Origin of the sequence: Enterobacter sp. ENT03, from assembly GCF_019218745.1 — a bacterium.
Classification (GTDB): Bacteria; Pseudomonadota; Gammaproteobacteria; order Enterobacterales; family Enterobacteriaceae; genus Enterobacter_D.
The window spans coordinates 15,571-41,661 of the sequence record NZ_JAHUXA010000013.1 but is presented as its reverse complement, the minus strand read 5'-3'; the positions used below and the strand labels follow the sequence as shown (position 1 = coordinate 41,661).

Genomic DNA, 26,091 nt, shown 5'->3' with positions numbered 1-26,091 from the left:
ACAAAACCCCCATATACCCATATCTCATTATCACGAGACTGCGACACCATTGTAGGCCCGGCAAGCGCAGCGCCGCCGGGCAAGGTCAGTTCAATCCCGTGCCAGAACCCGCAAGCCTGAACCGCCGGGCAAGGTTAGGTTAACCCAGCGCCCGCGCCAGCAACGTCACCGGATGTTCACAGCGCAGGCTTGTGGACATCTCGATCTGCCATTTACAGGTTTCACAGTCCGAGATCACCAGATCCGCGCCGCTCTCCTCAATCTGCCGGAACAGCGGCGCGCCAATCGCCTGTGAGGTCGGATAGTTCTCCGCTTTAAACCCGTAAGTGCCGGCAATACCGCAGCACTGCTGTTCCAGCACCGTCAGTTCCAGTTCAGGAATATTGCGCAGCAGCTCAAGCGTGTAATGCGTCCAGCCCATTTTTTCCATATGGCAGGGCGTGTGATAAACCACTTTCAGCGGTAACGGACGCAGCGGCAGCGTGCGACCCTCTTCCAGTTTGCGCCACAGCCAGCGCGTCGCCAGATCGATATGCGGGCGCAGCGCGCTGTTGTCGACATCCAGCAAATGCGGGTATTCGTCGCGCAGAGTAAAGGTACAGGTAGACGAGGTGGCGATCACCGGCAGGCCGTTTACGCCGATGGCGCGCTGCAATGAGGCGATATTAGCGTTGGCCTGTTTTTTCGCTTTCTCAATAAAACCGTTGGCGATCAGCGGCACGCCACAGCATTTTTCGCCTTCCAGTAGCTGTACGCCAATCTGCATCGCATTCAGTACCCGAACCAGATCTTTTCCCAGTTGCGGATGGTTGTAATTGACAAAACAGCCGTGGAAAAAGGCCACCTGCTCGTTAAAGGCCGCCTGCGCAGCCGCCTGTTTGCGATACCACTGGCGGAAGGTGCCGTGGGAGTATTTCGGCAGGGTACGGCGATGATCGATTTTTAACGCTTTATCCAGTAATAGCCGCACCGGTTTCAGTCCGGTGGCGGCATTGACCAGCGGCGCCACCGGGGTAGACAGCGTGCCCATCAGATCGGTATGGCTGAGGATCGCGTTTCGCAATGAGGGTTTGCGCGGCGCGAACTGGCTGCGGGCGCGCTGGATAATATCGCCAATTTTCACACCGGACGGGCAGGCGGTTTCGCAGCGTTTGCAGTTGGTACAGTATTTCAGCGCCTCATCATACAGCGTGCCGTCTTTCAGGCGCAGCCGTTCGCCATCCGGCCCGGCCTGTTTCGGACCAGGATAATCAGGATTAACGCGACTCACCGGACAGGCGGTAGTGCAGATGGTGCATTTGATACAGCTGTCAAACTGGGTGGTGGTCATTGTGAACCTCCCGGCGCGCAGATCTGCTGCGCGGCATGTAACGCGGTGACGGCACAAACGCCGCCACCGCAGCCCTGGGCAATGGGATCAAAGCCGCCAAGCACCGAACCGATAACGTATAAATTTTGCAGGGTTTCACCCTGTAGCCGCCCGCGCAGCGTGGCATCGGTGCGCACGCCAAACTGCTGCCACGGCTGCGCATCAAACACGTTATCGCGATACCAGCTGGCGCGATCGGGGTTGTGCAGCACGTCGAGGCCAAACACTGTTTCCCGTACGCCGTTGCGATCCGCCACCAGCCCATTACTGAAAAAGCTGCCGCTGGCGAGCACCACGTGCCTGGCGCGCAGTGGAATGTCTTCGTGCTTGCGGGTCCACAACTGGCTGACCACGCCGTTATCCACGGTGGCGCGCAGCACTTCATCCCCCGGCATCCAGGTGCCGCCGCTGCGGATAAACTGCTGCTGAAGCCGGGTCTGCATCCGCATGCCCGGCACCGACGGGGGCAGGGTGGGCAGCAGGTGCAGCGGGCAGGAAAGTTCAGCGTTAAGCCGCGTGTAAACGTCATCGTCCGTCAGGCCGAAACAGGCCGGAAACCAGAGGGCGTCGTGCGATTCGCTCAACGGGCGCAGGGCGGCGCAGAGTTCAGCGAAATGCATGTCCTGGTCCAGCTGGCGGGCAATGTTGGCCGCGCGGAATTCGCTGGGGTTATCCCGCAGCTTGTCGAGCGCCGGCAGATCGATTTCTGTTGCCGTCACGCGAAATCCCTGTTTACGCAGCGCTGCCGCCGCCAGATGCGGCTGAAAATCAGCAAAACCGTTGATGCCGACCACACAGATGCGCGAGCCTTTGCGCGGCGACACCGGTATTTCCGGCGGGCTGAGCCATGCCAGGCGCTGCGTGCCGAGCGGGGTGACGCGCTGGTGCGGTGCGGCGGCGTCGCCCTGAAATTTCAGCCCGCATGCGGCCAGTAAAGTTTGCGCTTCGCGGGCGTACTGGTAGACGCGCCCGGCACCGATCAGGCTGTAAGGATGTTCCGGGGCGAGGGTCTCAAGCGCCGTCAGCCCGGCGGCGGTGTCGTACACCGCGGAGCCATCCGGCAGACGTGAGAGCAGATCCAGCGAGCCGGAGGAAAAATTCAGCGCGCTCTGCCCGCGACTGACCATCGCGCAGCGCTGCCCGCGTTGGCTTAGCGTGATGCCGCACAGCAGACCTGCCAGCCCGCCGCCCACAATCACCGTATCAAAATTCATCTGTCGTCTCCTTTTCCAGACCGCATAATCCCTGGTACACCCAGCGGGTAAACTCGCTTTCCCGCAACGCATCGCCCCAGGCAACAGGGCGGATGCCTTTCCAGCGCTCATTTAAAAATGCGGAGAGCTGGGCAATGGACTGCGCTTCGCTGGTGACGTTCAGGCGATGCAGCAAACCTGCCGCCCGGCAGGCGCACAGCTCGCCTTGACAGGTGCCCATACCGACGCGGGTGCGGCGGCGTAAATCGAGCAGGGAACGGACGTTGAGATTATCGACCGCGTACTCAATTTCCCCGGCGGTGACGGCTTCGCATTCGCAGATCAGACTGCGAGAGTGACGCGCGTTGCCGAGCCATTCCGGGGTGCGATCGCCATGCCGCCATACCGCCGAGCCGCGCAGTGGGGCCGACAGGGAAACCACTTTTTGCAGCGTCCGATCGGTGGATTCGCGCGAACCCGGCAGCGGTTCGCTGGCGGTACGGCAGGGCGCGGTATGGTTGAGTTTGCGGCACACGGCGTCGGTGGCCCATTCCGCCATCAGCCGGTAGGTCATCAGCTTGCCGCCGGTAATGGTGATAAAACCTTCCATGCCGTCGCGTTCAGCGTGATCCATCAGCACAATGCCACGGCTGACGTTGCGCCCGGTGGGATCGTCATCGCTGGCTACCAGCGGCCGCACGCCCGCGTAGGCACGCAGAATGCGCGAGGTCGCCATGACCGGCGCCAGTTTTTCACCCTCGCGCAGCAGCACCTCGACCTCTTCCGGCGTGACGCGGGTGTTATCAATATCGCGGTAATCAATGTGCGTGGAGGTGGTGCCAATCAGCGAGATGGTGTCGCCCGGCACCAGAATATCGGCATCCGCAGGTTTGCGGCAGCGGTTGATCACCTGCTGGTTGATGCGGTGATCGAGGATCAGCAGTGCGCCTTTCGCCGGGAACATGCGGATGCTGAGATCGGCATATTCCGCGATGCGCTGTCCCCAGATCCCCGCGGCGTTAACCACCACCGGCGCATACAGCGACTGGACTGCCAGCGTTGAGGGATGGCGGATCTGCACGCCCTTTACCCGCTCGTTATCACGTAACAGGCCGATCACTTCATGGCCGGTTAAGATCACCGCGCCGTGCTCGCGGGCATCCAGCATGTTGGCTGCGGTCAGGCGAAAGGGATCGATGGTGCCGTCCGGCACCTGCACCGCGCCGATAAGCGCGGGATTCACGCAAGGTTCGATGCGCCGTGCCTCTTCTGCCGACAGCGGTTGTGCCGCGATCCCGGCACGGGTACAGGCGCTGATAAACTGCTGCTGCCAGGTCAGATCGTCTTCCGGCAGCGTAATAAACAGGCCGCCGGTGGCTTCAATACAGTGACGGGCAACCCGGCGCAGGATCTGGTTTTCGCTGATGCACTCTCGCGCCGACTCTTCATCCGTTACCGCATAACGCGCGCCGCTGTGCAGCAGGCCGTGGTTACGCCCGGTGGCGCCGGTGGCGATGTCGTGGCGCTCCAGCAACACCACGCGCAGCCCGCGCAGTGCGCAGTCGCGGGCGATCCCCGCCCCGGTTGCGCCGCCGCCAATAATGATGACGTCGTACTCAGTCGCGTTGCGCATTTTCGCTTCCCTCTATTCCAGTGAGCTTTATGACACATTTAGCCACACTTCTGGTGTGGTTTGTTTGATTACGCGCATATACGCGCATGAAACGAAAATAAATGAACATTTGTTGCGTGAAATGAGCGCTTTGTCATATTTCTGTAACATTCAACGCGACTTTTGCTGCGTTAACGTCCAGGCTTCACCCGCCGCACCCTTTTGAGGCGGCGTAACGTTCGTTTTCACTCATTACGAAACAACAAATGCCACGGAGGCTTTTATGTTGAGCATCTTTAAACCTGCCGCGCATCAACCCCGGTTACCGGAGCAGCAGATCGATCCGTATTACCGGCGTTTACGCTGGCAGATTTTCATGGGCATTTTCTTTGGCTACGCGGCTTACTACCTGGTGCGGAAAAACTTTGCGCTGGCGATGCCGTTCCTGGTGGAACAGGGTTTTTCCCGCGGCGATCTGGGCTTTGCGCTGTCGGGCATTTCCATTGCCTACGGTTTTTCGAAATTCATCATGGGGTCGGTGTCGGATCGCTCGAATCCGCGCGTCTTCTTACCGGCCGGGTTGATCCTTGCCGCCGCCGTGATGCTGTTTATGGGCTTTGTGCCCTGGGCGACGTCCAGCATTGCCGTCATGTTTGTGCTGCTGTTTTTATGTGGCTGGTTCCAGGGGATGGGCTGGCCGCCGTGCGGACGCACCATGGTGCACTGGTGGTCGCAGAAAGAGCGCGGCGGGATCGTGTCAGTGTGGAACTGCGCGCATAACGTTGGTGGCGGTATTCCGCCCCTGCTGTTCCTGCTCGGTATGGCGTGGTTTAACGACTGGAAAGCGGCGCTTTATATGCCGGCGTTCGCGGCTATCGTCGTGGCGTTCATTGCCTTTGCGCTGATGCGCGATACTCCGCAGTCCTGCGGATTGCCGCCTATCGAGGAGTATAAGAATGACTATCCGGACGACTACAGCGAGAAAACCGAAGAAGAGCTGACGGCAAAGCAGATCTTTATGCAGTATGTGCTGCCGAATAAATTGCTGTGGTATATCGCCATTGCGAACGTATTCGTCTATCTGTTGCGCTACGGCATTCTTGACTGGTCGCCGACCTATCTGAAAGAAGTGAAGCACTTCGCGCTGGATAAATCCTCGTGGGCCTACTTCCTTTATGAGTACGCCGGTATTCCAGGCACGCTGCTGTGCGGCTGGATGTCGGACAAAGTTTTCAGAGGCAACCGTGGCGCAACCGGCGTGTTCTTTATGACGTTGGTCACCATCGCAACCGTGGTCTACTGGCTTAATCCGCCGGGCAACCCGACGGTAGATATGATCTGCATGATCGTCATCGGCTTCCTGATTTACGGCCCGGTGATGCTGATTGGTCTGCACGCGCTGGAGCTGGCACCGAAAAAAGCGGCAGGAACGGCGGCAGGCTTTACCGGCCTGTTTGGTTACCTCGGTGGCTCGGTCGCGGCCAGCGCCATTGTCGGTTACACCGTCGATTTCTTCGGCTGGGATGGCGGCTTTATGGTGATGATTGGCGGCAGCGTGATCGCGGTATTGCTGTTGCTGGTGGTGATGATCGGTGAGAAAAGACATCACGAGGCGTTAGCCCTTAAACGCGGGTAAGTTCGTCCCGATGCCTCTCCATCCGGAGGGGCATTTTTTTGCGCGAATTTTACGCTTAGCATTTTATGCTGCAAAAAAGCCACAAATTGATATTTAAAGTTAATGATCCGGATAGCGATCACATTGCTGGCGATTGGACTTTTTATAGTCCATTTCGCACGGATAAATGCTTAATATTCTGCTTAGGTTGTGTAAATATTTTGTCGACCTGTGTTGGCTTATGCGAAAATTACCCTCTCCCTGTATGTTGAAACTAATTCCCATAGCCATATAATCGACCTCATTGACAGTATGGCCTATGAACAGGAATAAAAAAGGCAATCCTTGCAAGTTTCCAAACAAATGAGCAACGACACGATGGGTTATCGGCTGTACGGCTACGTGATAGGCAAAGAAGTTCACTTCGAAATTGACAACGGAAGGCTGTACCGGCTTCCGCAGGGAAGTACTGAGAAATATTTTATGTTCGGCTCAGTCTTATTTAATCATACGATGTTGCAGCTATTTATCTATTTACTCCAGCATGGGCGGCAGAACATCGTGACCAAGGAAGAACTCCTGCGCGTGGTGTGGGAGGAGAACGATCTGGTCCCGTCAACCCAGCGGCTTTGGCAGGTACTGAAGAATCTCAATCGGCGTCTGAGCTTACTGGGACTGCCAGAGGATTTTATCACCAGCGTTCGCGGAAGTGGCTACTGCATCAATTATGTCGATATTACACCTATTTATTATCGGGTGAATGAACTCCATCAGCATCCGCAAGAAATAAAGGAGAGCTAGTTATTCCTGTGTGAGTGATGTCAACCAGGATTTTAACCCTGAGCAGTTGTGTTCAGGGTTTTTTTATATTATTTCCGGACCCCAGAGAAGTGCCGTCAGGCAGAAATAATAAATCCGTGAAATTAATTATTTTGCGGCAATTCTGATGCGCTATAACTCAATTTCAATGTCGCCACGGGCGCGGCAACAGCAGGGAAGGATTTCACCGGCGGATATAAAGGCCAGCGGCTCGGTCAGCCAGTCAACCTGGCCGGCCACCAGCCGCGTGCGGCAGGAGCCGCAGTAGCCTTCACGGCATTGATATTCCACGGGGACCTGGTGAGATTCCAGCGCCGCCAGCAACGACGGGTGTTCATCCTGGCACAGCAATTCTGTGCCAGTGATGCGTAGCGTGACACGGCTCATCAGAGCTGGAAATCACTCAGATCGTCGGTATTCACTTCGGAATCGATCTGACCGACCAGATAAGAGCTGACTTCTACTTCCTGCGGTGCCACCTGCACGTTGTCCGACACCAGCCAGGCGTTGATCCACGGAATGGGGTTCGAGCGGGTCTGGAACGGCAAATCAAGGCCCACGGCCTGCATGCGGATGTTGGTAATGTAGTCCACATACTGACAAAGGATGTCTTTGTTCAGGCCGATCATGGAGCCGCCCTGGAACAGGTATTCCGCCCACTCTTTTTCCTGCTCCGCCGCCAGCACGAACAGGTTGTAGCAATCCTGTTTGCACTCTTCGGCGATCTCGGCCATTTCCGGATCGTCCACGCCGCTGCGCAGCAGGTTCAGCATGTGCTGTGTACCGGTCAGGTGCAGGGCTTCGTCGCGGGCGATCAGCTTGATGATTTTGGCGTTGCCTTCCATCAGTTCGCGCTCGGCGAAGGCGAAAGAGCAAGCGAAGCTGACGTAGAAACGGATCGCTTCCAGCGCGTTCACGCTCATCAGGCACAGGTAAAGTTTCTTCTTCAGTTCGCGCAGGTTCACGGTCACGGTTTTGCCGTTGACGTTGTGCGTGCCTTCGCCCAGCAGATGCCAGTAGCTGGTCAGCTCGATCAGATCGTCGTAGTAGTGAGAGATACCTTCGGCGCGTTTGAGGATCTGCTCGTTGGTAACAATATCGTCAAACACGACCGCGGGATCGTTGACGATATTGCGAATGATGTGGGTGTAGGAGCGGGAGTGGATCGTTTCTGAAAACGCCCAGGTTTCAACCCAGGTTTCCAGCTCCGGAATAGAGATCAGCGGCAGCAGCGCGACGTTCGGGCTGCGTCCCTGAATGGAATCCAGCAGCGTCTGGTATTTCAGGTTGCTTAAAAAGATGTGCTTTTCGTGTTCCGGCAGCGCCTGGAAATCGATACGGTCACGGGAGACGTCAACTTCTTCCGGACGCCAGAAGAAGGAGAGTTGTTTCTCGATCAGCTTTTCGAAGATGTCATATTTTTGCTGATCGTAGCGCGCAACGTTTACCGACTGGCCGAAGAACATCGGTTCCAGAAGCTGATTATTTTTCGTTTGTGAAAAGGTGGTGTATGCCATGCGAGTGTTTCCTGTCCTGCCATTATACGCCGGGTGGCGCTTCGCTAACCCGGCCTACAAAACCTAATCCGTAGGCCCGGCAAGCTTTGCGCCGCCGGGCAATTTATTAAATCTTACACGCGCCGCTTTCGCAGCCATCATCCTGAATGGACGGCACCATATCATCCTGTGAATCTTCAGCACCGTCGCGGGTGTTCTGATAGTACAGGGTTTTCACGCCAAATTTGTAGGCGGTGAGCAGGTCTTTCAACAGCTGCTGCATCGGGACTTTACCTGACGGGAAGCGCGTCGGATCGTAGTTGGTGTTCGCAGAGATCGACTGGTCGATAAACTTCTGCATGATGCCCACCAGTTGCAGATAACCGTCGTTATTCGGCATATCCCACAGCAGTTCATAGCTGTCTTTCAGGTGTTCATAATCCGGCACGACCTGACGCAGAATGCCGTCTTTCGACGCTTTGATACTTACGTGGCCGCGCGGCGGTTCAATACCGTTGGTGGCGTTAGAAATCTGCGACGAGGTTTCAGACGGCATCAGCGCAGAGAGCGTGGAGTTACGCAGACCGTGCGTTTTAATGGATTCACGCAGCTGCTCCCAGTCGTAATGCAGCTCTTTGGTGACAATCGCGTCGAGATCTTTTTTGTAGGTGTCGGTCGGCAGAATACCTTTCGCATAGGTGGTTTCATTGAACCACGGGCAGGCACCTTGCTCTTTCGCCAGTTCGTTAGAGGCTTTCAGCAGGAAGTACTGAATAGCTTCAAAGGTTTTGTGGGTCAGGTTGTTGGCGCTGCCGTCGGAGTAACGCACGCCATGCTTCGCTAAATAGTAGGCGAAGTTGATCACGCCAATACCCAGCGTACGGCGGCCCATGGCACCGCGTTTAGCAGCCGGGATCGGGTAATCCTGATAATCCAGCAGCGCATCAAGGGCACGCACCGCGAGGGTCGCCAGCTCTTCCAGCTCGTCCAGCGAGTTGATGGCACCGAGGTTAAAGGCAGACAGCGTACACAGGGCGATTTCGCCGTTTTCGTCGTTCACGTCCAGCAGCGGTTTGGTCGGCAGGGCGATTTCCAGGCACAGGTTGGACTGGCGCACAGGAGCAATAGCCGGATCGAACGGGCTGTGGGTGTTGCAGTGGTCAACGTTCTGAATGTAGATACGGCCCGTGGAGGCACGTTCCTGCATCATCAGCGAGAACAGTTCTACCGCTTTCACGCGCTGTTTACGGATGCTGCTGTCTTTTTCGTACTGGGTGTACAGACGCTCGAATTCGTCCTGATCGGCGAAGAACGCATCGTACAGGCCTGGCACGTCGGACGGGCTGAACAGGGTGATGTCTTCACCTTTCAGCAGACGGGTGTACATCAGTTTGTTGATCTGTACGCCGTAGTCCATGTGACGCACGCGGTTGCCTTCCACGCCACGGTTGTTTTTCAGCACCAGCAGGCTTTCCACTTCCAGATGCCACATCGGGTAGAACAGCGTCGCCGCACCGCCGCGCACGCCGCCCTGAGAGCAGGATTTCACCGCAGTCTGGAAATGCTTATAGAACGGAATACAGCCAGTGTGGAAAGCTTCGCCGCCACGGATCGGGCTGCCCAGCGCACGGATGCGACCGGCGTTGATGCCGATACCGGCGCGCTGGGAAACGTATTTCACAATGGCGCTGGAGGTGGCGTTGATAGAATCCAGGCTGTCGCCGCACTCGATCAGGACGCAGGAGCTGAACTGACGGGTCGGGGTGCGCACACCGGACATGATCGGCGTCGGCAGGGAAATCTTAAAGGTGGAAACCGCGTCATAGAAACGCTTCACGTAGTCGAGACGGGTTTCACGCGGGTAGTTCGAGAACAGACACGCGGCCACGAGGATATACAGGAACTGCGCGCTCTCGTAGATTTCGCCAGTCACGCGGTTCTGCACCAGGTATTTACCTTCCAGCTGCTTCACGGCAGCGTAGGAGAAGGTCAGGTCGCGATCGTGTTCGATAAACGCGTCCATCTGGCGGAACTCGTCTTCGCTGTAGTCTTCCAGCAGATGATGATCGTATTTGCCCAGTTCAACCATTTTCAGTACATGGTTGAACAGCGTCGGCGGCTCAAACTGGCCGTAGGCTTTTTTACGCAGATGGAAAATCGCCAGGCGTGCGGCGAGGTACTGATAGTCTGGCGCGTCGCGAGAAATCAGATCGGCGGCAGCTTTGATGATCGTTTCATGGATGTCGGAGGTTTTAATGCCGTCATAAAACTGAATGTGCGAACGCAGTTCAACCTGAGAGATCGAGACGTTATTCAGCCCTTCTGCCGCCCAATCCAGTACGCGGTGGATTTTATCCAGATTGATGCGCTCAGTACGACCATCACGCTTTGTCACCAGCAGACTCTGATTCATGTGGGATTTACCTGTCCGTGAAATAGAAAAAATATCCCCCGATTATCCACAAGTCCGCGCTGTGGCTAACTCTGTGGATAAATACTACATATAGGGGGTTTGCGATAAGAGAAACGCTATATGGTGAGTATTCTAGTTGGGATTCTTTTGAGTACAAGAGTTGATTTTGGCGTTAATTTAAGGTTGCGAAAAGGTAAGAATCGCTAAGTCCCCGAACTGTAAGGCCTCCAGGGGAAGTCAATCATTTGCAAAAAAAATAAGAAATTTGATCGAGTGCTGATTTCTTCATCGGCGTAAGAAAATTGCGTAACGTCCTGTCACGCAATCCTCATAACAATTGCGTATAACGTTAATCGTTTTGTGCTTTTGTATGCAGCATATAGTTAACGTCAACGCCCGGCGCGAGCTTGAATTTGTCGGTCAGCGGGTTGTAGTGCAGACCGGTGATGTGGCATTCCTTCAGGACGGTTTCATCGACCCAGCCCAGCAGTTCTGCCGGTTTGATGAACTTTTTCACGTCATGCGTGCCTTTGGGCACCATGCGCAGCACGTATTCTGCGCCGACGACCGCCATCAGCCAGGCTTTCCTGTTGCGATTCAGCGTGGAGAAGAAAACGTGACCGCCGGGTTTCACCAGTTTTGCACAGGCATTCACAACAGATTGCGGATCGGGAACGTGCTCCAGCATCTCCATGCAGGTCACCACATCGTACTGCTGCGGGTAGGTCGTGGCGTGTTCTTCGACCGTGCGCTGCACGTAATCAACGTTTACGCCGGATGCCAGCGCATGCAGGCGCGCAACCTGTAGCGGTTCAAAGCCCATATCCAGCCCGGTGACGGTAGCGCCTTCACGCGCCATGCTCTCCGCAAGAATGCCGCCACCGCAACCGACGTCCAGCACGGTTTTGCCAAACAGGCCACCGGTGCGCTCAGCAATATAGCCAAGGCGCAGCGGGTTAATGCGGTGCAAGGGTTTAAACTCGCCTTCCAGATCCCACCAGCGGGAAGCGACCGCTTCAAACTTCGCGATTTCATCGTGGTCAACGTTGTGAGCCACCGACGGTTTTTCGGCATTCATGGGCGCTTTTACTCCTTTATCAACAAGACCGTGGAGTATATCAGGCCGCGGGCGTGAATAAACGGTATTGGTTTACCCCTGACACATTGACTGTGTTATAATTTGCGACCTTTGAATCCGGGATACAGTAGAGGGATAGCGGTTACATGAGCGACCTTGCGAGAGAAATTACACCGGTTAACATCGAGGAAGAGCTGAAGAGCTCCTATCTGGACTATGCGATGTCGGTCATTGTTGGCCGTGCGCTGCCGGATGTCCGCGATGGCTTAAAACCGGTTCACCGTCGCGTACTATACGCCATGAACGTATTGGGCAATGACTGGAATAAAGCCTACAAAAAATCTGCCCGTGTCGTCGGTGATGTCATCGGTAAATACCATCCTCATGGTGATACCGCGGTATATGACACTATCGTTCGTATGGCGCAGCCATTCTCCTTACGTTACATGCTGGTCGACGGCCAGGGTAACTTCGGTTCGGTAGACGGCGACTCCGCCGCTGCGATGCGTTATACGGAAATCCGTATGTCGAAGATCGCCCACGAACTGATGGCCGATCTGGAAAAAGAAACCGTCGATTTTGTGGACAACTATGACGGCACGGAAAGAATTCCGGACGTTATGCCCACCAAAATCCCCAACCTGCTGGTCAACGGGGCATCCGGTATCGCCGTAGGTATGGCGACCAACATTCCGCCGCACAACCTGACGGAAGTGATCAACGGCTGTCTGGCCTATATCGACGATGAAAATATCAGCATCGAAGGCCTGATGGAGCACATCCCAGGGCCTGACTTCCCGACGTCCGCCATTATTAATGGCCGTCGTGGTATTGAAGAGGCCTATCGTACCGGTCGCGGCAAAATCTACATTCGCGCCCGCGCGGAAGTAGAAGCCGATGCGAAAACCGGTCGCGAAACCATTATCGTGCACGAAATTCCGTATCAGGTGAACAAAGCGCGCCTGATCGAGAAAATCGCCGAGCTGGTAAAAGAAAAACGTCTGGAAGGTATCAGCGGCCTGCGCGACGAGTCCGACAAAGACGGTATGCGCATTGTCATTGAGATCAAACGCGATGCCGTGGGCGAAGTGGTACTGAACAACCTCTATTCGCAGACCCAGATGCAGGTGTCCTTCGGTATTAACATGGTGGCACTGCACCATGGTCAGCCGAAGATCATGAACCTGAAAGATATACTTTCTGCGTTCGTGCGTCACCGCCGTGAAGTGGTGACGCGTCGTACCATTTTCGAACTGCGTAAAGCCCGCGACCGTGCGCACATTCTTGAAGCGCTGGCGATTGCGCTGGCGAACATCGATCCGATTATCGAGCTTATCCGCCGTGCGCCGACCCCGGCCGAAGCGAAAGCCGGTCTGGTGGCGCGCTCCTGGGAACTGGGCAACGTCTCTGCCATGCTGGAACGTGCGGGCGATGACGCTGCGCGTCCTGAGTGGCTGGAGCCAGAATTCGGCGTGCGTGACGGTCAGTACTATCTGACTGAACAGCAGGCCCAGGCGATTCTGGATCTGCGTCTGCAGAAACTGACCGGTCTTGAGCATGAAAAACTGCTCGACGAATACAAAGAACTGCTGGAACAGATCGCTGAACTGCTGCGCATTCTGGGCAGCGCCGATCGTCTGATGGAAGTGATCCGCGAAGAGCTGGAACTGGTTCGTGAACAGTTTGGCGATGCGCGTCGCACCGAAATCACCGCGAACACCGCCGATATCAACATCGAAGATCTGATCAGCCAGGAAGACGTGGTCGTCACCCTGTCTCACCAGGGCTACGTGAAGTATCAGCCGCTGACGGATTACGAAGCGCAACGTCGTGGTGGTAAAGGCAAGTCGGCTGCCCGTATTAAAGAAGAAGACTTTATCGATCGTCTGCTGGTGGCGAACACCCACGACACCATCCTCTGCTTCTCCAGCCGTGGCCGTCTGTACTGGATGAAAGTGTACCAGCTGCCGGAAGCGAGCCGTGGCGCGCGTGGACGTCCTATCGTCAACCTGCTGCCGCTGGAAGCGAACGAACGTATCACCGCTATTCTGCCGGTACGCGAGTACGAAGAGGGCGTGAACGTCTTTATGGCGACCGCCAGCGGTACCGTGAAGAAAACGGCGCTGACCGAATTCAGCCGTCCGCGTTCTGCCGGCATCATCGCGGTGAACCTGAACGAAGGCGACGAGCTGATTGGCGTTGACCTGACATCCGGATCTGACGAAGTCATGCTGTTCTCTGCCGCCGGTAAAGTGGTGCGCTTTAAAGAGAACGCCGTCCGCGCCATGGGTCGTACCGCGACCGGCGTGCGCGGTATCAAGCTGGCCGGTGAAGACAAAGTCGTGTCGCTTATCGTACCTAAAGGTGAGGGCGCTATTCTGACCGTCACCCAGAACGGCTACGGTAAACGTACGGCGGAAACGGAATACCCGACCAAGTCCCGTGGTACGCAGGGCGTTATCTCCATCAAAGTCACCGAGCGTAACGGCTCCGTGGTGGGTGCGGTGCAGGTTGCCGACAGCGATCAGATCATGATGATCACTGATGCCGGTACGCTGGTGCGTACGCGCGTGTCTGAGGTGAGCATTGTGGGTCGTAACACCCAGGGCGTGATCCTCATCCGTACGGCGGAAGACGAGAACGTGGTGGGTCTGCAACGTGTGGCTGAACCGGTGGATGAAGAAGATCTGGACGCCATCGACGGCAGTGCAGCGGAAGGCGACGATGAAATCGTGCCGGAAGCGGATACCGATGATGATGTCGCGGACGACGCTGAAGAATAATATGGCACTTTGACTATGGTGCAGAAGGGAGGCTTAGCCTCCCTTTTTTATTGCCATAAGGGTGAGGTGAGGATCCCTCGAACGCTAAAGGCTGTGCAACTAACGGACAACGATTAATTCAACATGGCCAGCACGTCATTAACCTCTTGCCGCACTAACGCAACATGACTTCCGAAGATGATTTGTATGTTCTGCCCATTGCGCACCAGCCCCAGCGGATTCGCTTCCTGAATAATAGATTCATCAACCCGTTCTGGATGCCGAATTTCTACCCGTAGGCGGGTATAGCAGTTCTGCACATCAACGATGTTCTCTTTGCCTCCCAGGCCTTTAATAATGGCTGCCGAGTTATATTTACCCATCACGTTATTAATAGTGGCGACAACGGGTTCAGCCGCTTTTTTCGCTTTGTAATCTGCTTTCGTATGCAATTTCATTTCAGCGTCACCACGGCCCAGCGTTTTCAGGTTCAGCTTCATTATCAAAAGACGGAAAACAACATAATACGTCGCACATTGAGCAACGCCGAGCAGCAAATAGTAAGGCCAGTCGGTCTTCGCCACGCCGAGCGGGATGTTGTACATAATCAGGTCAATCAGGCCGCCTTTACCGATGGTGACAATATCAAAGACAGAGACCAGTAACATAAATGCACCGCAGAGGATGGCATGAACAACAAAAAGAAGTGGTGCAACGAACAGGAAAGAAAATTCGATGGGTTCTGTTACCCCAACGAGTATTGAAGAGGCCACGGCAGGAACCAGGATAGCTTTAACATGAGATTTTTTGGACTCATCAGCACAGTGATACATCGCCAGTGCAGCCCCCGTTAACCCGAATATTTTAACCAGCGAGCGGGCATCATAAACCACCGTGCTGGAAAGACGGGTAATCGTAGGGTCTGTCATTTCTGCCAGGAAGATGTTTTCAATGCCGCAATAAGTCTGACCCGAGACGTCAGCGCAGCTGCCGACTTCAGTGAAATGAAGCGGGATCCACAATAAATGGTGGAGGCCGGTAGGAATAAGAATACGTTCCAGAAAGCCATAAATGCCAACACCGATGTGACCTGATCCCATGATGTGGGAGCCTGCGTCCTGAATGGCGTGTTGCACTGGAGGCCAGATATGCGTGAAAGCAATGCTCAGGAACATGGCGACCGGGATCATGATCAGTAAGACGAGACGAGATTCACCGTATAGCGCTAACGCTCCCTGAATGACTTTTTGACTGTATTTGTTATGCACCGCTGCGTTGAGGATGCCGAGCAGCATGCCAACGAAAATTCCCGTATCGACGACCTGTAAACCCAGCACATTACTTTGACCGGTGCCTCTTAGTTCGCCCTGAATTAAAAGGCCGTTGATACTCATGTAAGTATTCATTGAGTAAAGATAAACAAAGTACAAAATCAGCGCGTTAAAACCGGCTAAGTGCTTATCTTTTTTTGCTAAGCCCATCGAGAGACCGACGGCGAAGATAATATGTAAATTTATCAGGACAGAAAGCGTTCCCCATTTTAAAATCTTTCCCGCTCCGGCAAAAAAGGCGTTATCAAAAAAAGGGATGAAACTAACAATGGAGGGATTGGTGACCGCCGCACCGATAGCAATCGCCAGACCTACCATGGGAAGGACATAAATGGGCGCCAGCATCGCACGTGATAAATCGCTCAGGTAAGCGGTTACAGCTTGTTTATTCATATTTTTGTTCCATAAAAATAATCAGTGAATATTACTGGATTTATTCTGCCACTTTATTCTTTTATCTTAACATGACAACTTTAAGAGGTTTGTTTTGTGATTTATGATCTATTTTCATTAAATACGTCATGTTATCATAATAAAAATATGACCAATTAAGCGAGGAGAGCATGTTATATATAAAAATCATGGACGATCTTAAAGAAAAGATTAATACCGGTGTCTATGAGATTGGCGCAGCGCTGCCGACAGAGAAAAAGCTCATCGAGGAATATAACGTTAGCAGGATCACCATCCGAACCGCCGTCGAGGGGCTAGTAAAACTCAATCTGGTGGAAAAGCGCCGTGGCTCTGGCACCTATGTCCGGGGCAAGCAATATTCCCACGAAATGCGCGGTCTGGCTGGCACGACTGAAATTCTGGTTGGCTGTAATAAGACTGTGAAATACAAAGTCTTTCAGTTCAGCTTGATGACAAACAATGTCTCGGTTCACAAGATGCTTGAGCTGCCGGAAGGCGAGCCGCTTTACTATATCCGGCGGGTGAAATATGTCGATGACAAACCCCATATTGTTGAAGACAGCTACATGCCTGTTTTTTTATTCACGGACTTAAATATTTCAACTCTGGAGAAATCCAAGTTTGATTATGTTGAGCGCGATAAGGGGATGAAAATTCAGGGAAGCCGTCAGGAATTTACCGCAGTTGAACCCGATACAGTGATTATGAAAATGCTGAACATGGAGAAAACCTACCCTGTTATGAATTTACGATCGGTTTCCAATTTGGTCGATGGGCGGCGTTTTGACTTTACCGAAGCCTGGTTTCATCCTGATGCGCATAAATTAGCAATCTATCTTCCGCGCTGAAAGTAGTATTATATTTTGACGGGATATATAACCTATTTTAAAAATAACCAGTGAAGGATCACAGAATCTATTTCGACTATTTGTCATGCCGTCTGGTATCGATACGATGCAACCAATTTACCAAAGGTTATAAAGAAGATGACCTTTGATATTACTGGTTTATCTCGAATGGATTGAGGATGGCTATGAACAAACAAGCACAAATTATTGCAATTGCAGGCGGCGGCTCAACATATACCGCAGGTATTGTGAAAGCACTGCTTATGAAAGGCGCAGACTTTCCCGTTGCGGAAATTCGCCTGTATGACATTGATAAAGCGCGCCAGAATAAGGTGGCGGTTTTGGTCGATTACGTGGTCAAAACCCACGCTCCCCAGGTGAAATTAATCGTCACAACCGAACCAGAAGTCGCCTTTTCACAGGCTGATTTTGTTTTTGCTCAAATTCGCGTGGGTCAGTACAAAATGCGTGAATTTGACGAAAAAATCCCGCTGCGCCATGGATGCGTGGGTCAGGAAACCTGTGGGGCGGGTGGGCTGGCTTATGGCATGCGCACGATCTTTCCGATGATCGCGTTAATTGACTATATGGAACGCTTTGCGAAAGCGACATGCTGGATGCTGAATTATTCCAACCCGGCGGCTATCGTTGCGGATGCCGTCAACCGCCTGCGGCCAAATGCGCGCGTACTGAATATTTGTGATATGCCGGTAGCTATCCAGCGTAACCTGTCCAATATTCTGGGCGTAAACCGTTATGAACTGGATGTGGAGTATTTTGGGCTTAACCACTACGGTTGGTTCACCTCAATTAAAGTCAACGGCGAAGAAAAAATTCCCCAGTTACGGGCGCATATCCAGAAGTTTGGAATGCTGACTGAGCAGGAGGTTGAAAACGCGTGCCACTCAGAGCCTTCGTGGATCAAAACCTTCAAGAATACTCAGCCCTTGATGCAGATGTTCCCGGAATACATCCCCAACACCTACCTGCAGTACTACCTGATGGCTGATGCGATTGTTGCGCAATCCAACCCGGATCACACGCGTGCCAATGAGGTGATGGAAAGTCGCGAGAAGAAAATGTTCGATATGATCGAGCAAATTAAACTGGCCGACGGTAAGGTCGAAGATAAATTCCATGTCGGCGTGCACGGTGAATTTATTGCCGATGTGGCGATGTCAATGGCTTACGACCTGCGGCAAAAATGGCTGGTTATTATCCCCAATAATGGGCTGATCAAAGGACTGCCAGACGATGCGATGGTCGAAGTTCCTGCGCTCCTTGGCCACGATAAAGTGTATCCAATTCAGGTCGGCGAAATATCGCACTTCTACCTGGGAATGCTTCAACAACAGCTCATGTCGGAGAAATGCCTGGTGGATGCGGCGCTTGAAGGCTCTTATGACAAAGCGCTTCAGGCATTCACGCTGAACAAAACCATTCCATCGGCGAAAGTCGCAAAGCAAATCCTTGATGAAATGATTGAGGCGAATAAAGGCTACTGGCCAGCGCTTAAAAAACAGGACGTTGCGCTATGAAAATCAAGCACATTAAAGATCTCAACGCCTCTGCAGTAGGTTTTGGCTGCTGGGCTATCGGTGGGACATGGAATAATGTTACGGACGACGAGTCGATTCGTGCCATTAAAGCGGCAATTGACGGGGGGATTAACTTTTTTGACGTAGCCCCTGTTTATGGCAAAGGCCATGCCGAAACGGTGCTGGGCAAAGCGTTGCAACATGAAAAACGCCATGAGGTGATTATCGCCACCAAGTGTGGTCTGCCCTGGTCGCAGGATCTGCGCAAAAAAACGCGTAAAGACTTAAGTAAAGCGAGCATATTTAAGGAGATTGATGACTCCTTAATGCGGCTGAAAACGGATTATATTGATTTGTACCAGGTACACTGGCCCGATCCGAATACGCCAGTCGGTGAAACGGCGGCGGCTCTGGCTGAATTAAAGACGCAAGGTAAAATCCGTCATGTCGGGGTCTCAAACTACTCTCTGGAAATGACGCGCGAAATGATGGCTGGTACAGAGGTGGCGACTTTCCAGGGCTTGTACAATCTGCTTGAGCAAAATCCTGAGCATTACCACACTATTCCTTTGCAATACCGCGCCCGCGACGAGGCGCTACCGTTTTGTAAAAAACACGGTATCAAGTACTTGCCTTACTCACCCTTAATGCAAGGTCTGCTAACGGGGACGTTAGATCGCGCAGGTAACTGGGACGAAAACGATGACCGGCGGAATAACCCTAAGCTCAACGGCGAGGCGTTCGAGCCTTACTTCAACTGTGTCGAAGATCTTAAAGCGCTTGCGGCTGAAGCCAGAGTTTCACTGACGCATCTGGCCATCCAATGGCTGGTGGCGCAGGACGAGATCGGGCCTGTGATCGCCGGGGCGTACACTGTTGCACAAGTTCGTGACAACGCGGCCTCTCTACACGCGTCTGTCAGCGCCGAACTGCTCCGTCGTGCCGAAAGTATCGTTGCAAAGTGGCATCTGGAATAAGCCAGTTCCGGCTAATAAATCCCAACCGACTGGCGTTGGGATTTATCGGTTTAGCGGGATGAACACATTCTTCCCGGCCCCGGCGGGCCTTTTTTGGGCAATTCATGCGTCACGACAGGCTGGAAAACTGTTTCTCAGCGTGTTTACGTGCGCCAGCACAGAGAGAACATTGCGACGCGGGGCTTTTACCGCTACTTTATCCACATTCTTTTTACATTCTGCGGCGGAGCTTCGCCCCCTTGAAATACCTTGTTTCTTTCCGCACCACTCTCAAAGTTTCACGATACCTGTTCCGGGCGCTGGCGTTACTGCTCTGGCTGTTAATTGCCCTGTGTTCCGTGTTTTATATCGTCAACGCTTTGCAGAATAAAGAGTCAGAAATTCGCAAAGAACTTAATCTCAGTTCTGAGCAGGCGCAACGCTACGTACAGCGCACCTCAGACGTCATGAAAGAGCTTAAGTACATCGCCGAAAATCGTCTTACCGCTGAGAACGGCATTATGGCGTCGCGGGGACCCAACGCCCGCAATGACGTTCCGGAGTTTGCGCCGCTGTTTGCCGATTCCGACTGCTCGGCCATGGGCAATACCTGGCGCGGCTCGCTGGAATCACTGGCGTGGTTTATGCGCTACTGGCGGGATAATTTCTCGGCGGCTTATGAACTCAACCGTGTCTTCCTGATTGGCAATGAATCGCTGTGTATGGCGGACTTCGGCCTGCGCAACGTGCCGCTGGAGCGCGAAACGGCGCTGAAGAGTCTCCATGAGCGCATTCTTAAATACCGCAATGCCCCGCAGGAAGAACGCGGCAATAACATCTTCTGGATGAGCCAGGGCCCGCGTCCGGGCATCGGCTACTTTTATGCGTTAACACCCGTTTATCTGGGCAACCGCCTGCAGGCGCTGCTGGGTTCTGAGCAGACTATCCGTATGGATAATTTCTATACGCCGGGTACGTTGCCGGTGGGCGTCACCATTCTCGATGAAAACGGTCATGCGCTGATTTCCCTCACCGGTGCGGAAAACCGCGTGGAAATTGATCCGGACTGGCTACAGGAGCGCGCCTGGTTTGGTTACTCTTCCGGCTTCCGCGAACTGGTGCTGAAAAAGAGTCTGCCGCCGTCGTCCCTGAGCGTGATCTACTCCGTGCCGGTCGATCTGGTGCTGGAGCGCGTGCGCATGCTGATCCTCAACGCGGTATTGCTGAACGTACTGGTGGGTATTGCGCTCTTTACCCTGGCGCGCATGTATGAACGGCGGATTTTTATTCCCGCCGAGGCGGACGCCCAGCGTCTGGAAGAGCATGAGCAGTTTAACCGTAAGATTGTCGCGTCCGCGCCGGTCGGCATCTGTATCCTGCGCACCATTGACGGCACCAATATCCTCAGTAACGAGCTGGCGCATAACTACCTCAATATGCTCACTCACGAGGACCGGCAGCGGCTGACGCAGATCATCTGTGGGCAGCAGGTTAACTTTGTTGACGTGCTGACCAGTAACAACACCAATTTGCAGATCAGCTTCGTCCATTCGCGCTATCGCAACGAAAACGTGGCGATTTGCGTGCTGGTGGACGTCAGCGCGCGCGTCAAAATGGAAGAGTCGTTGCAGGATATGGCGCAGGCGGCCGAGCAGGCCAGCCAGTCGAAATCGATGTTCCTCGCCACGGTGAGCCATGAGCTGCGTACGCCGCTGTACGGCATCATCGGTAACCTTGATCTGCTGCAAACGAAAGAACTGCCGAAGGGCGTGGATCGTCTGGTGACGGCGATGAATAACTCTTCCAGTCTGCTTTTAAAAATCATCAGCGATATTCTCGACTTCTCCAAAATCGAATCGGAGCAGCTGAAAATCGAACCGCGCGAGTTTTCACCGCGAGAGCTGATGAGCCATATCACCGCCAATTACCTGCCACTGGTGGTGCGTAAACAGCTCGGCCTGTACTGCTTTATTGAGCCGGACGTGCCGGTGGCGTTGCAGGGGGATCCAATGCGTCTGCAACAGGTGATCTCTAATCTGCTGAGCAACGCCATCAAGTTCACCGACGTCGGCTGCATTATTTTGCATGTCGAGCGCGCCGGGGATTATCTGCGTATCCGGGTGCGGGATACCGGCGTGGGTATTCCGGGTAAAGAAGTGGTGAAGCTGTTCGATCCCTTCTTCCAGGTGGGAACCGGCGTGCAGCGTAACTTCCAGGGGACAGGCCTGGGGCTGGCGATTTGCGAGAAGCTGATCAGCATGATGGACGGCGATATTTCGGTTGATACCGAGCAGGGCATGGGTAGCCAGTTCTCGGTGCGTATTCCGCTTTATGCCGCCCAGCCCGCGCAGCCGCTGGACGTGGACGGCCTGAAGAAAACCACCTGCTGGCTGGCGGTGCGCAACGCAGCCTTGAGCGCATTTGTGGATTCGTTGCTGACGCACAATGGTATCCGCGTGCTGCGTTACGACGGACAGACACCGGGGGCGAACGACACCTTAATCACTGACGATGAGCTGGATGCGCCGTGGCCGGGCCGCGCCACGATTACCTTCTGCCGCCGCCATATCGGTATTCCGCAGGAGCGGGCGGCGGGGCAGTGGGTGCACAGCGTCGCCTCGCCCCATGAGCTGATCGCACTGCTGGCGCGTATTTACAGCATCACCGTAGAAAACAATGACGCTTCGCGCGCGTTGCAGCTGCCGGATTCGCTGGTCGCCAGCAATGACGACATGATGATCCTGGTGGTGGATGACCACCCGATTAACCGTCGCCTGTTGGCGGATCAGCTCGGTTCACTGGGCTATCAGTGCAAAACCGCGAACGACGGGATTGATGCCCTCAATGTGCTGAGCAAAAACCACATCGACATTATTTTAAGCGACGTGAACATGCCAAATATGGATGGCTATCGCCTGACGCAACGGATCCGTCAACTTGGGCTTACGCTGCCGGTCGTTGGCGTAACGGCGAATGCGCTGGCGGAAGAGAAGCAACGCTGTCTGGAATCGGGGATGGACAGCTGTCTGTCGAAACCGGTAACGCTTGATGTGATCCAGCAGACGCTGGCGGTCTATGCAGAACGGGTGAGAAAAGCGCGGGGCTAAAGCAGGATATGACGTTACCTCGCCGGGCGGGGTAACGTCATTAAGGATTTACTCTTTGGTATCCGCGGCGCTCAGGGTCACGGACGAGAGGTAGTTGAGCAGGGCAATGTCGTTTTCCACACCCAGCTTCATCATCGCCGACTTCTTCTGGCTACTGATGGTTTTGATGCTGCGGTTCAGCTTCTTGGCGATTTCCGTAACCAGGAAACCTTCTGCGAACAGACGCAGCACTTCACTCTCTTTCGGAGACAGACGTTTATCGCCATAGCCACCCGCGCTGATTTTCTCCAGCAGACGGGAAACGCTCTCCGGGGTAAATTTCTTCCCTTTCTGCAACGCCGCCAGCGCTTTTGGCAGATCGGTTGGCGCGCCCTGTTTCAAAACAATCCCTTCAATGTCCAGCTCCAGTACGGCGCTTAAAATAGCAGGGTTGTTATTCATGGTCAGCACAATCACTGACAGATTAGGGAAGTGGCGCTTTATATATTTAATCAGGGTGATCCCGTCACCGTACTTGTCGCCTGGCATGGAAAGATCGGTAATCAGTACATGGGCATCAAGCTTGGGGAGGTTATTGATCAGCTGTGTGGAATCTTCAAATTCACCGACTACATTCACCCACTCGATTTGTTCGAGTGATTTGCGAATACCGAACAGTACGATCGGATGGTCATCGGCAATAATTACGTTCATATTGTTCATGTATAAGGCTACCTTGCTTACAGCAAGCTTTTGACATAATCGTCAATGTCGCTGATGTATTTTTCTATGCCTGGAACATCGTTCTCATGAATGACATGTTCCAGCGTTTCACATAACTGTTTGCCGGGTACCAGGTTAAGCATGGCAAACACCCCTTTCAGGCGGTGCGCCGTCTGCGCCAGCGCTGCTACGTCGCGTGCGGCCGATTCAGTATACAACCTCTTAACATCGTCGGGTACTGTATCAACAAACAGCGCATAATAGCCGCTGGCATGGAGTTCGGCATTTTCGTTGCCCCCGTGCGGGGACTCCGGAACATCTTCCTGTGCCAGTTGCTCTTCAATGAGCTGCAATATCGCTTCCTGCATTGCATTACTCATATTAAAGTTCACGCGCCACTGACCGGGGCCGATTTTACGCGAGCCGGGCTCATCATCGCTTAAAAGCAAGCCCGCGGCAGTAAGATTAGACGGATTATCCGTTAAAAAGAGATCATATTCTTGACTCGCCAGGCGTTCGTCCGGAGTAATGCAGCTTGCGCCCCAGTTTTCCAGCTGGCGTACCACGATATTACGAATATCACTGGAGGTAATATCAATCATGGCGACGACATCATCCAGTAACTTCTCTTCTTCATCCTCTGCCTGTGGGCGTACATCCATTTTAACGTGTAAAGAATAGCGTGTTCCTAAACTTTCACGCGCTTTAATATTCAGATGTCCGCCAAGTTTCCGCGCTAACTGATCGCACAGCCAGAAGGTGAGGGCATTGGCTTTGCCAAAGCGATCTTCCTGGGTGTCGTTCAGGAACGGGAAGTGCAGATTGTCCACTTCGCTCGCCGTGACGCCTTCGCCCGTATCCAGGATACGGAACGTCAGGCGATCGCCTGCGGATTCATCGGCGTCCACTTCGAGTGTGATTTTACCGATCTGCGTCGTGGTCACCGCATACTGAATGAGCATGGTCAGAATGCGCAGTAATGCTTCACGATCGCCGTAACGTTGTTCATTGGCCGGCAGAGGGTTGTTGATCAGCAACTGTAGCCCTTTGCGCTTCACGATGGGCAATACTGCCGGAACCACTTCATCGATCAGATCCTGAATGGAGAACTGCGTAGACGCGCTCTTCCAGCCATCGTTTTCCAGCTGGTTAGCGAGCTGGATCTCGTCCACCAGCCGCACCAGTTGGTCGGCCTGCTGCGCCAGCTTCTGACCTTCTTCGTTATTTACCGTCGCCGCCTCTTGCGCCAGCTTTTTCGCCGGCAGCGTCAGCGCTTCGCCAATATGCTGCATAAAGGCGGCGCGGCCATGCTGGTTTTTCTCATACAGACGCTGCGCCTGTTTGAGCTTTTTATTAACCAGCACTTCACGGTCCTGATCGCGGATAACAAAAATCTGCGTGCGTGGCGACACCTGGCTGCGGAACTGACGGATCTCGTAGAGTTCGTTGTTCACCGTTGCCTGGATGACGCCCTGATGCTGATCGGCCATGCTGGTGATGTTCTGCAAATTCAGGTGCGGCAGCAAATGGTCGGCGATCTTATTGCTGATCACCGTGCGGTTGGCTTCCTGATCGTGCACCAGCAGCCCCAACGGCAGCACTGAAACAATCTCTTCATTAATGGCCCGCAGCATGCGCAGCTCATTGTTCGCACCGGGCAGGGCGGCATTTTCACTCAGACGCCCCGGCTGGTGGCGGAAAGTGGTATAGCCAAACAGCGCCAGCGCCAGCAGACCAATATTCAGCAACAGCGGCAGCAAAATGTTTTGCAGCGTATCCAGCAGCAGCGTGCCAAACGGCACTTCCCACACCAGCCGCATGCCGGTGGAGTTGAGCGACGACGAGATCTCAATCTGCGAGCTGTTGAAATTCACCGAGGCGCTGTCGGCCATCTCTTTATCTGAGGTACGCAGCGTGTTCTGCGAGGCATCGGTTTCCAGACGGAAACTGTCCAGCACCATATCCGGCGGGATCAAATCGTTAATCGGCAAATCAAAGGCGACCACTGTCGCCAGATGCCCCGGCTGGTTAAAGGTGGTGCGCAGCGTGAAGTAGTGACCGTTCTGCCAGGTCAGACGACGTAACGGCGAGAAGCTCTCGCGTTCATCAAGGGCGTTGGCCTGTTGCAGCATTTCAGCGCGGCGGGCATCGACAATAGTGCCAATGGTTGATTCTTTAAAGCCGGACGACAGATCTTTAAGCGGCAGCGTCGACACCAGGATCATGCTGTTGTCCTGGCCGTTCAGATAATACATCGACCAGGGTACGGTTTCCGCGCCCCAGAGGGTATCCAGATAGGTTGAAATGCGCTGGGTCATCTCCAGCGTCGTGCTGTCATGGGAGCCGAAAATCAACGCTTCCGTTTTACGCCGCGGCTTCTCCAGATAGTAAACATCCTGCTTTAAACGGGTTTCCTGCAGACCATCCGCCGGTAACGCAGGAGCGGCGGCGATGTTGTCGTAGATCTGCCAGGTGGCATAGCGCCAGGTGTCGATACGCTTATGCATGGCATGGGTTATATCAACTACCTGATAGCTTTTATCCTTCAGCCACGCATTTACTGCGCTTTGCACCATTACGCCCATGGTGACCAGCAGTACGATGATCAACAGAAGAAAGAAACGGGTAATGCTGCCCGGTATCAGGGAAAATTTTCCAGGGATCATTGTGTCAGATCGACTCATTAGTGTGTGTAACCCGTTATGACAACACGCGAAGAAAAAGCCATTTAGCGCCTTTCGTAAGACTAAGACAGGTGACTACCGCGCCGTTCGCGCGCGCGTCGGGCTTGTAGTTGTTATGTTACACGGCAGTGTACAGCAGGCAGTATAAAGCCTA

17 protein-coding genes are annotated in these 26,091 nt (G+C 54.0%); 7 read left to right on the top strand and 10 right to left on the bottom strand.

What is annotated here, in order from left to right; all coding sequences use genetic code 11:
- Nucleotides 1–139 precede the first annotated feature (139 nt).
- From glpC to glpA, 3 genes are read right to left on the bottom strand one after another with little or no spacing between them, the layout of a single operon-like run.
- Nucleotides 140–1,330 (bottom strand): anaerobic glycerol-3-phosphate dehydrogenase subunit GlpC, encoded by a 1,191-nt coding sequence (gene glpC, locus KW828_RS15845; RefSeq protein ID WP_218337270.1) that lies wholly within the window; start codon nt 1,328–1,330, stop codon nt 140–142.
- The gene (glpB, locus tag KW828_RS15840) at nt 1,327–2,583 is read right to left on the bottom strand and encodes a glycerol-3-phosphate dehydrogenase subunit GlpB (protein WP_218337269.1); all 1,257 of its coding nucleotides are present in this window, start codon (nt 2,581–2,583) and stop codon (nt 1,327–1,329) included. The genes glpC and glpB overlap by 4 nt, the downstream gene beginning before the upstream one ends.
- Nucleotides 2,573–4,195, bottom strand: coding sequence for an anaerobic glycerol-3-phosphate dehydrogenase subunit A (glpA, locus tag KW828_RS15835; RefSeq protein WP_218337268.1), 1,623 nt, complete (start codon nt 4,193–4,195; stop codon nt 2,573–2,575). The genes glpB and glpA overlap by 11 nt, the downstream gene beginning before the upstream one ends.
- 262 nt (nt 4,196–4,457) lie before the next feature.
- On the opposite strand from glpA, the gene glpT reads away from it, so the two are divergent.
- Both glpT and KW828_RS15825 read left to right on the top strand, forming a co-directional pair.
- On the top strand, nt 4,458–5,810 hold the full coding sequence (gene glpT, locus KW828_RS15830; RefSeq protein ID WP_218337267.1) for a glycerol-3-phosphate transporter: 1,353 nt from the start codon (nt 4,458–4,460) through the stop codon (nt 5,808–5,810).
- Nucleotides 5,811–6,152: 342 nt separating this feature from the next.
- Nucleotides 6,153–6,590: a helix-turn-helix domain-containing protein gene (locus KW828_RS15825; RefSeq protein WP_256350213.1), complete on the top strand. Its 438-nt coding sequence runs from the start codon at nt 6,153–6,155 to the stop codon at nt 6,588–6,590.
- A 150-nt stretch (nt 6,591–6,740) separates the two neighbouring features.
- Here the strand turns inward: KW828_RS15825 and yfaE are convergent, their stop codons facing one another.
- The 4 genes from yfaE to ubiG form a co-directional block, all read right to left on the bottom strand.
- A complete protein-coding gene (gene yfaE / locus KW828_RS15820; RefSeq protein WP_218337266.1) occupies nt 6,741–6,995 on the bottom strand; it encodes a class I ribonucleotide reductase maintenance protein YfaE in 255 nt (84 codons plus the stop codon).
- Nucleotides 6,995–8,125 (bottom strand): class Ia ribonucleoside-diphosphate reductase subunit beta, encoded by a 1,131-nt coding sequence (nrdB, locus tag KW828_RS15815; RefSeq protein ID WP_088219240.1) that lies wholly within the window; start codon nt 8,123–8,125, stop codon nt 6,995–6,997. The genes yfaE and nrdB overlap by 1 nt, the downstream gene beginning before the upstream one ends.
- 106 nt (nt 8,126–8,231) lie before the next feature.
- A complete protein-coding gene (gene nrdA, locus KW828_RS15810) occupies nt 8,232–10,517 on the bottom strand; it encodes a class 1a ribonucleoside-diphosphate reductase subunit alpha (RefSeq protein WP_218337265.1) in 2,286 nt (761 codons plus the stop codon).
- A gap of 349 nt (nt 10,518–10,866) precedes the next feature.
- Complete coding sequence (ubiG, locus tag KW828_RS15805; RefSeq protein ID WP_218337264.1) at nt 10,867–11,595, bottom strand: bifunctional 2-polyprenyl-6-hydroxyphenol methylase/3-demethylubiquinol 3-O-methyltransferase UbiG; 729 nt, start codon at nt 11,593–11,595, stop codon at nt 10,867–10,869.
- A 146-nt stretch (nt 11,596–11,741) separates the two neighbouring features.
- Between ubiG and gyrA the strand changes: the two genes are divergently transcribed.
- A complete protein-coding gene (gyrA, locus tag KW828_RS15800; RefSeq protein WP_218337262.1) occupies nt 11,742–14,378 on the top strand; it encodes a DNA topoisomerase (ATP-hydrolyzing) subunit A in 2,637 nt (878 codons plus the stop codon).
- 113 nt (nt 14,379–14,491) lie between these two features.
- On the opposite strand, the gene KW828_RS15795 is transcribed toward gyrA, so the two are convergent.
- Nucleotides 14,492–16,081 (bottom strand): PTS transporter subunit EIIC, encoded by a 1,590-nt coding sequence (locus KW828_RS15795; RefSeq protein ID WP_218337260.1) that lies wholly within the window; start codon nt 16,079–16,081, stop codon nt 14,492–14,494.
- 170 nt (nt 16,082–16,251) lie between these two features.
- Between KW828_RS15795 and KW828_RS15790 the strand changes: the two genes are divergently transcribed.
- The 4 genes from KW828_RS15790 (at nt 16,252) to rcsC (ending at nt 22,551) form a co-directional block, all read left to right on the top strand.
- A complete protein-coding gene (locus tag KW828_RS15790; RefSeq protein ID WP_218337259.1) occupies nt 16,252–16,950 on the top strand; it encodes a GntR family transcriptional regulator in 699 nt (232 codons plus the stop codon).
- 185 nt (nt 16,951–17,135) lie between these two features.
- Nucleotides 17,136–18,488: a 6-phospho-alpha-glucosidase gene (locus KW828_RS15785; RefSeq protein WP_218337257.1), complete on the top strand. Its 1,353-nt coding sequence runs from the start codon at nt 17,136–17,138 to the stop codon at nt 18,486–18,488.
- Nucleotides 18,485–19,465: an aldo/keto reductase gene (locus KW828_RS15780; RefSeq protein ID WP_218337255.1), complete on the top strand. Its 981-nt coding sequence runs from the start codon at nt 18,485–18,487 to the stop codon at nt 19,463–19,465. The genes KW828_RS15785 and KW828_RS15780 overlap by 4 nt, the downstream gene beginning before the upstream one ends.
- Before the next feature lie 239 nt (nt 19,466–19,704).
- Complete coding sequence (gene rcsC / locus KW828_RS15775; RefSeq protein ID WP_218337254.1) at nt 19,705–22,551, top strand: two-component system sensor histidine kinase RcsC; 2,847 nt, start codon at nt 19,705–19,707, stop codon at nt 22,549–22,551.
- A gap of 48 nt (nt 22,552–22,599) precedes the next feature.
- Here rcsC and rcsB read toward each other — a convergent pair whose 3' ends face one another.
- Both rcsB and rcsD read right to left on the bottom strand, forming a co-directional pair.
- Nucleotides 22,600–23,253, bottom strand: a complete 654-nt coding sequence (gene rcsB, locus KW828_RS15770) for a response regulator transcription factor RcsB (protein WP_072569170.1) — start codon at nt 23,251–23,253, stop codon at nt 22,600–22,602.
- Nucleotides 23,254–23,270: 17 nt separating this feature from the next.
- The gene (gene rcsD, locus KW828_RS15765; protein WP_218337253.1) at nt 23,271–25,937 is read right to left on the bottom strand and encodes a phosphotransferase RcsD; all 2,667 of its coding nucleotides are present in this window, start codon (nt 25,935–25,937) and stop codon (nt 23,271–23,273) included.
- Between the last annotated feature and the right edge of the window lie 154 nt (nt 25,938–26,091).

Coding starts and splice junctions, on each gene's coding strand:
- glpC (WP_218337270.1), bottom strand. CDS start 1,330: ATGACCACCACCCAGTTTGACAGCTGTATCAAATGCACCATCTGCACT.
- glpB (WP_218337269.1), bottom strand. CDS start 2,583: ATGAATTTTGATACGGTGATTGTGGGCGGCGGGCTGGCAGGTCTGCTG.
- glpA (WP_218337268.1), bottom strand. CDS start 4,195: ATGCGCAACGCGACTGAGTACGACGTCATCATTATTGGCGGCGGCGCA.
- glpT (WP_218337267.1), top strand. CDS start 4,458: ATGTTGAGCATCTTTAAACCTGCCGCGCATCAACCCCGGTTACCGGAG.
- KW828_RS15825 (WP_256350213.1), top strand. CDS start 6,153: ATGAGCAACGACACGATGGGTTATCGGCTGTACGGCTACGTGATAGGC.
- yfaE (WP_218337266.1), bottom strand. CDS start 6,995: ATGAGCCGTGTCACGCTACGCATCACTGGCACAGAATTGCTGTGCCAG.
- nrdB (WP_088219240.1), bottom strand. CDS start 8,125: ATGGCATACACCACCTTTTCACAAACGAAAAATAATCAGCTTCTGGAA.
- nrdA (WP_218337265.1), bottom strand. CDS start 10,517: ATGAATCAGAGTCTGCTGGTGACAAAGCGTGATGGTCGTACTGAGCGC.
- ubiG (WP_218337264.1), bottom strand. CDS start 11,595: ATGAATGCCGAAAAACCGTCGGTGGCTCACAACGTTGACCACGATGAA.
- gyrA (WP_218337262.1), top strand. CDS start 11,742: ATGAGCGACCTTGCGAGAGAAATTACACCGGTTAACATCGAGGAAGAG.
- KW828_RS15795 (WP_218337260.1), bottom strand. CDS start 16,081: ATGAATAAACAAGCTGTAACCGCTTACCTGAGCGATTTATCACGTGCG.
- KW828_RS15790 (WP_218337259.1), top strand. CDS start 16,252: ATGTTATATATAAAAATCATGGACGATCTTAAAGAAAAGATTAATACC.
- KW828_RS15785 (WP_218337257.1), top strand. CDS start 17,136: ATGAACAAACAAGCACAAATTATTGCAATTGCAGGCGGCGGCTCAACA.
- KW828_RS15780 (WP_218337255.1), top strand. CDS start 18,485: ATGAAAATCAAGCACATTAAAGATCTCAACGCCTCTGCAGTAGGTTTT.
- rcsB (WP_072569170.1), bottom strand. CDS start 23,253: ATGAACAATATGAACGTAATTATTGCCGATGACCATCCGATCGTACTG.
- rcsD (WP_218337253.1), bottom strand. CDS start 25,937: ATGAGTCGATCTGACACAATGATCCCTGGAAAATTTTCCCTGATACCG.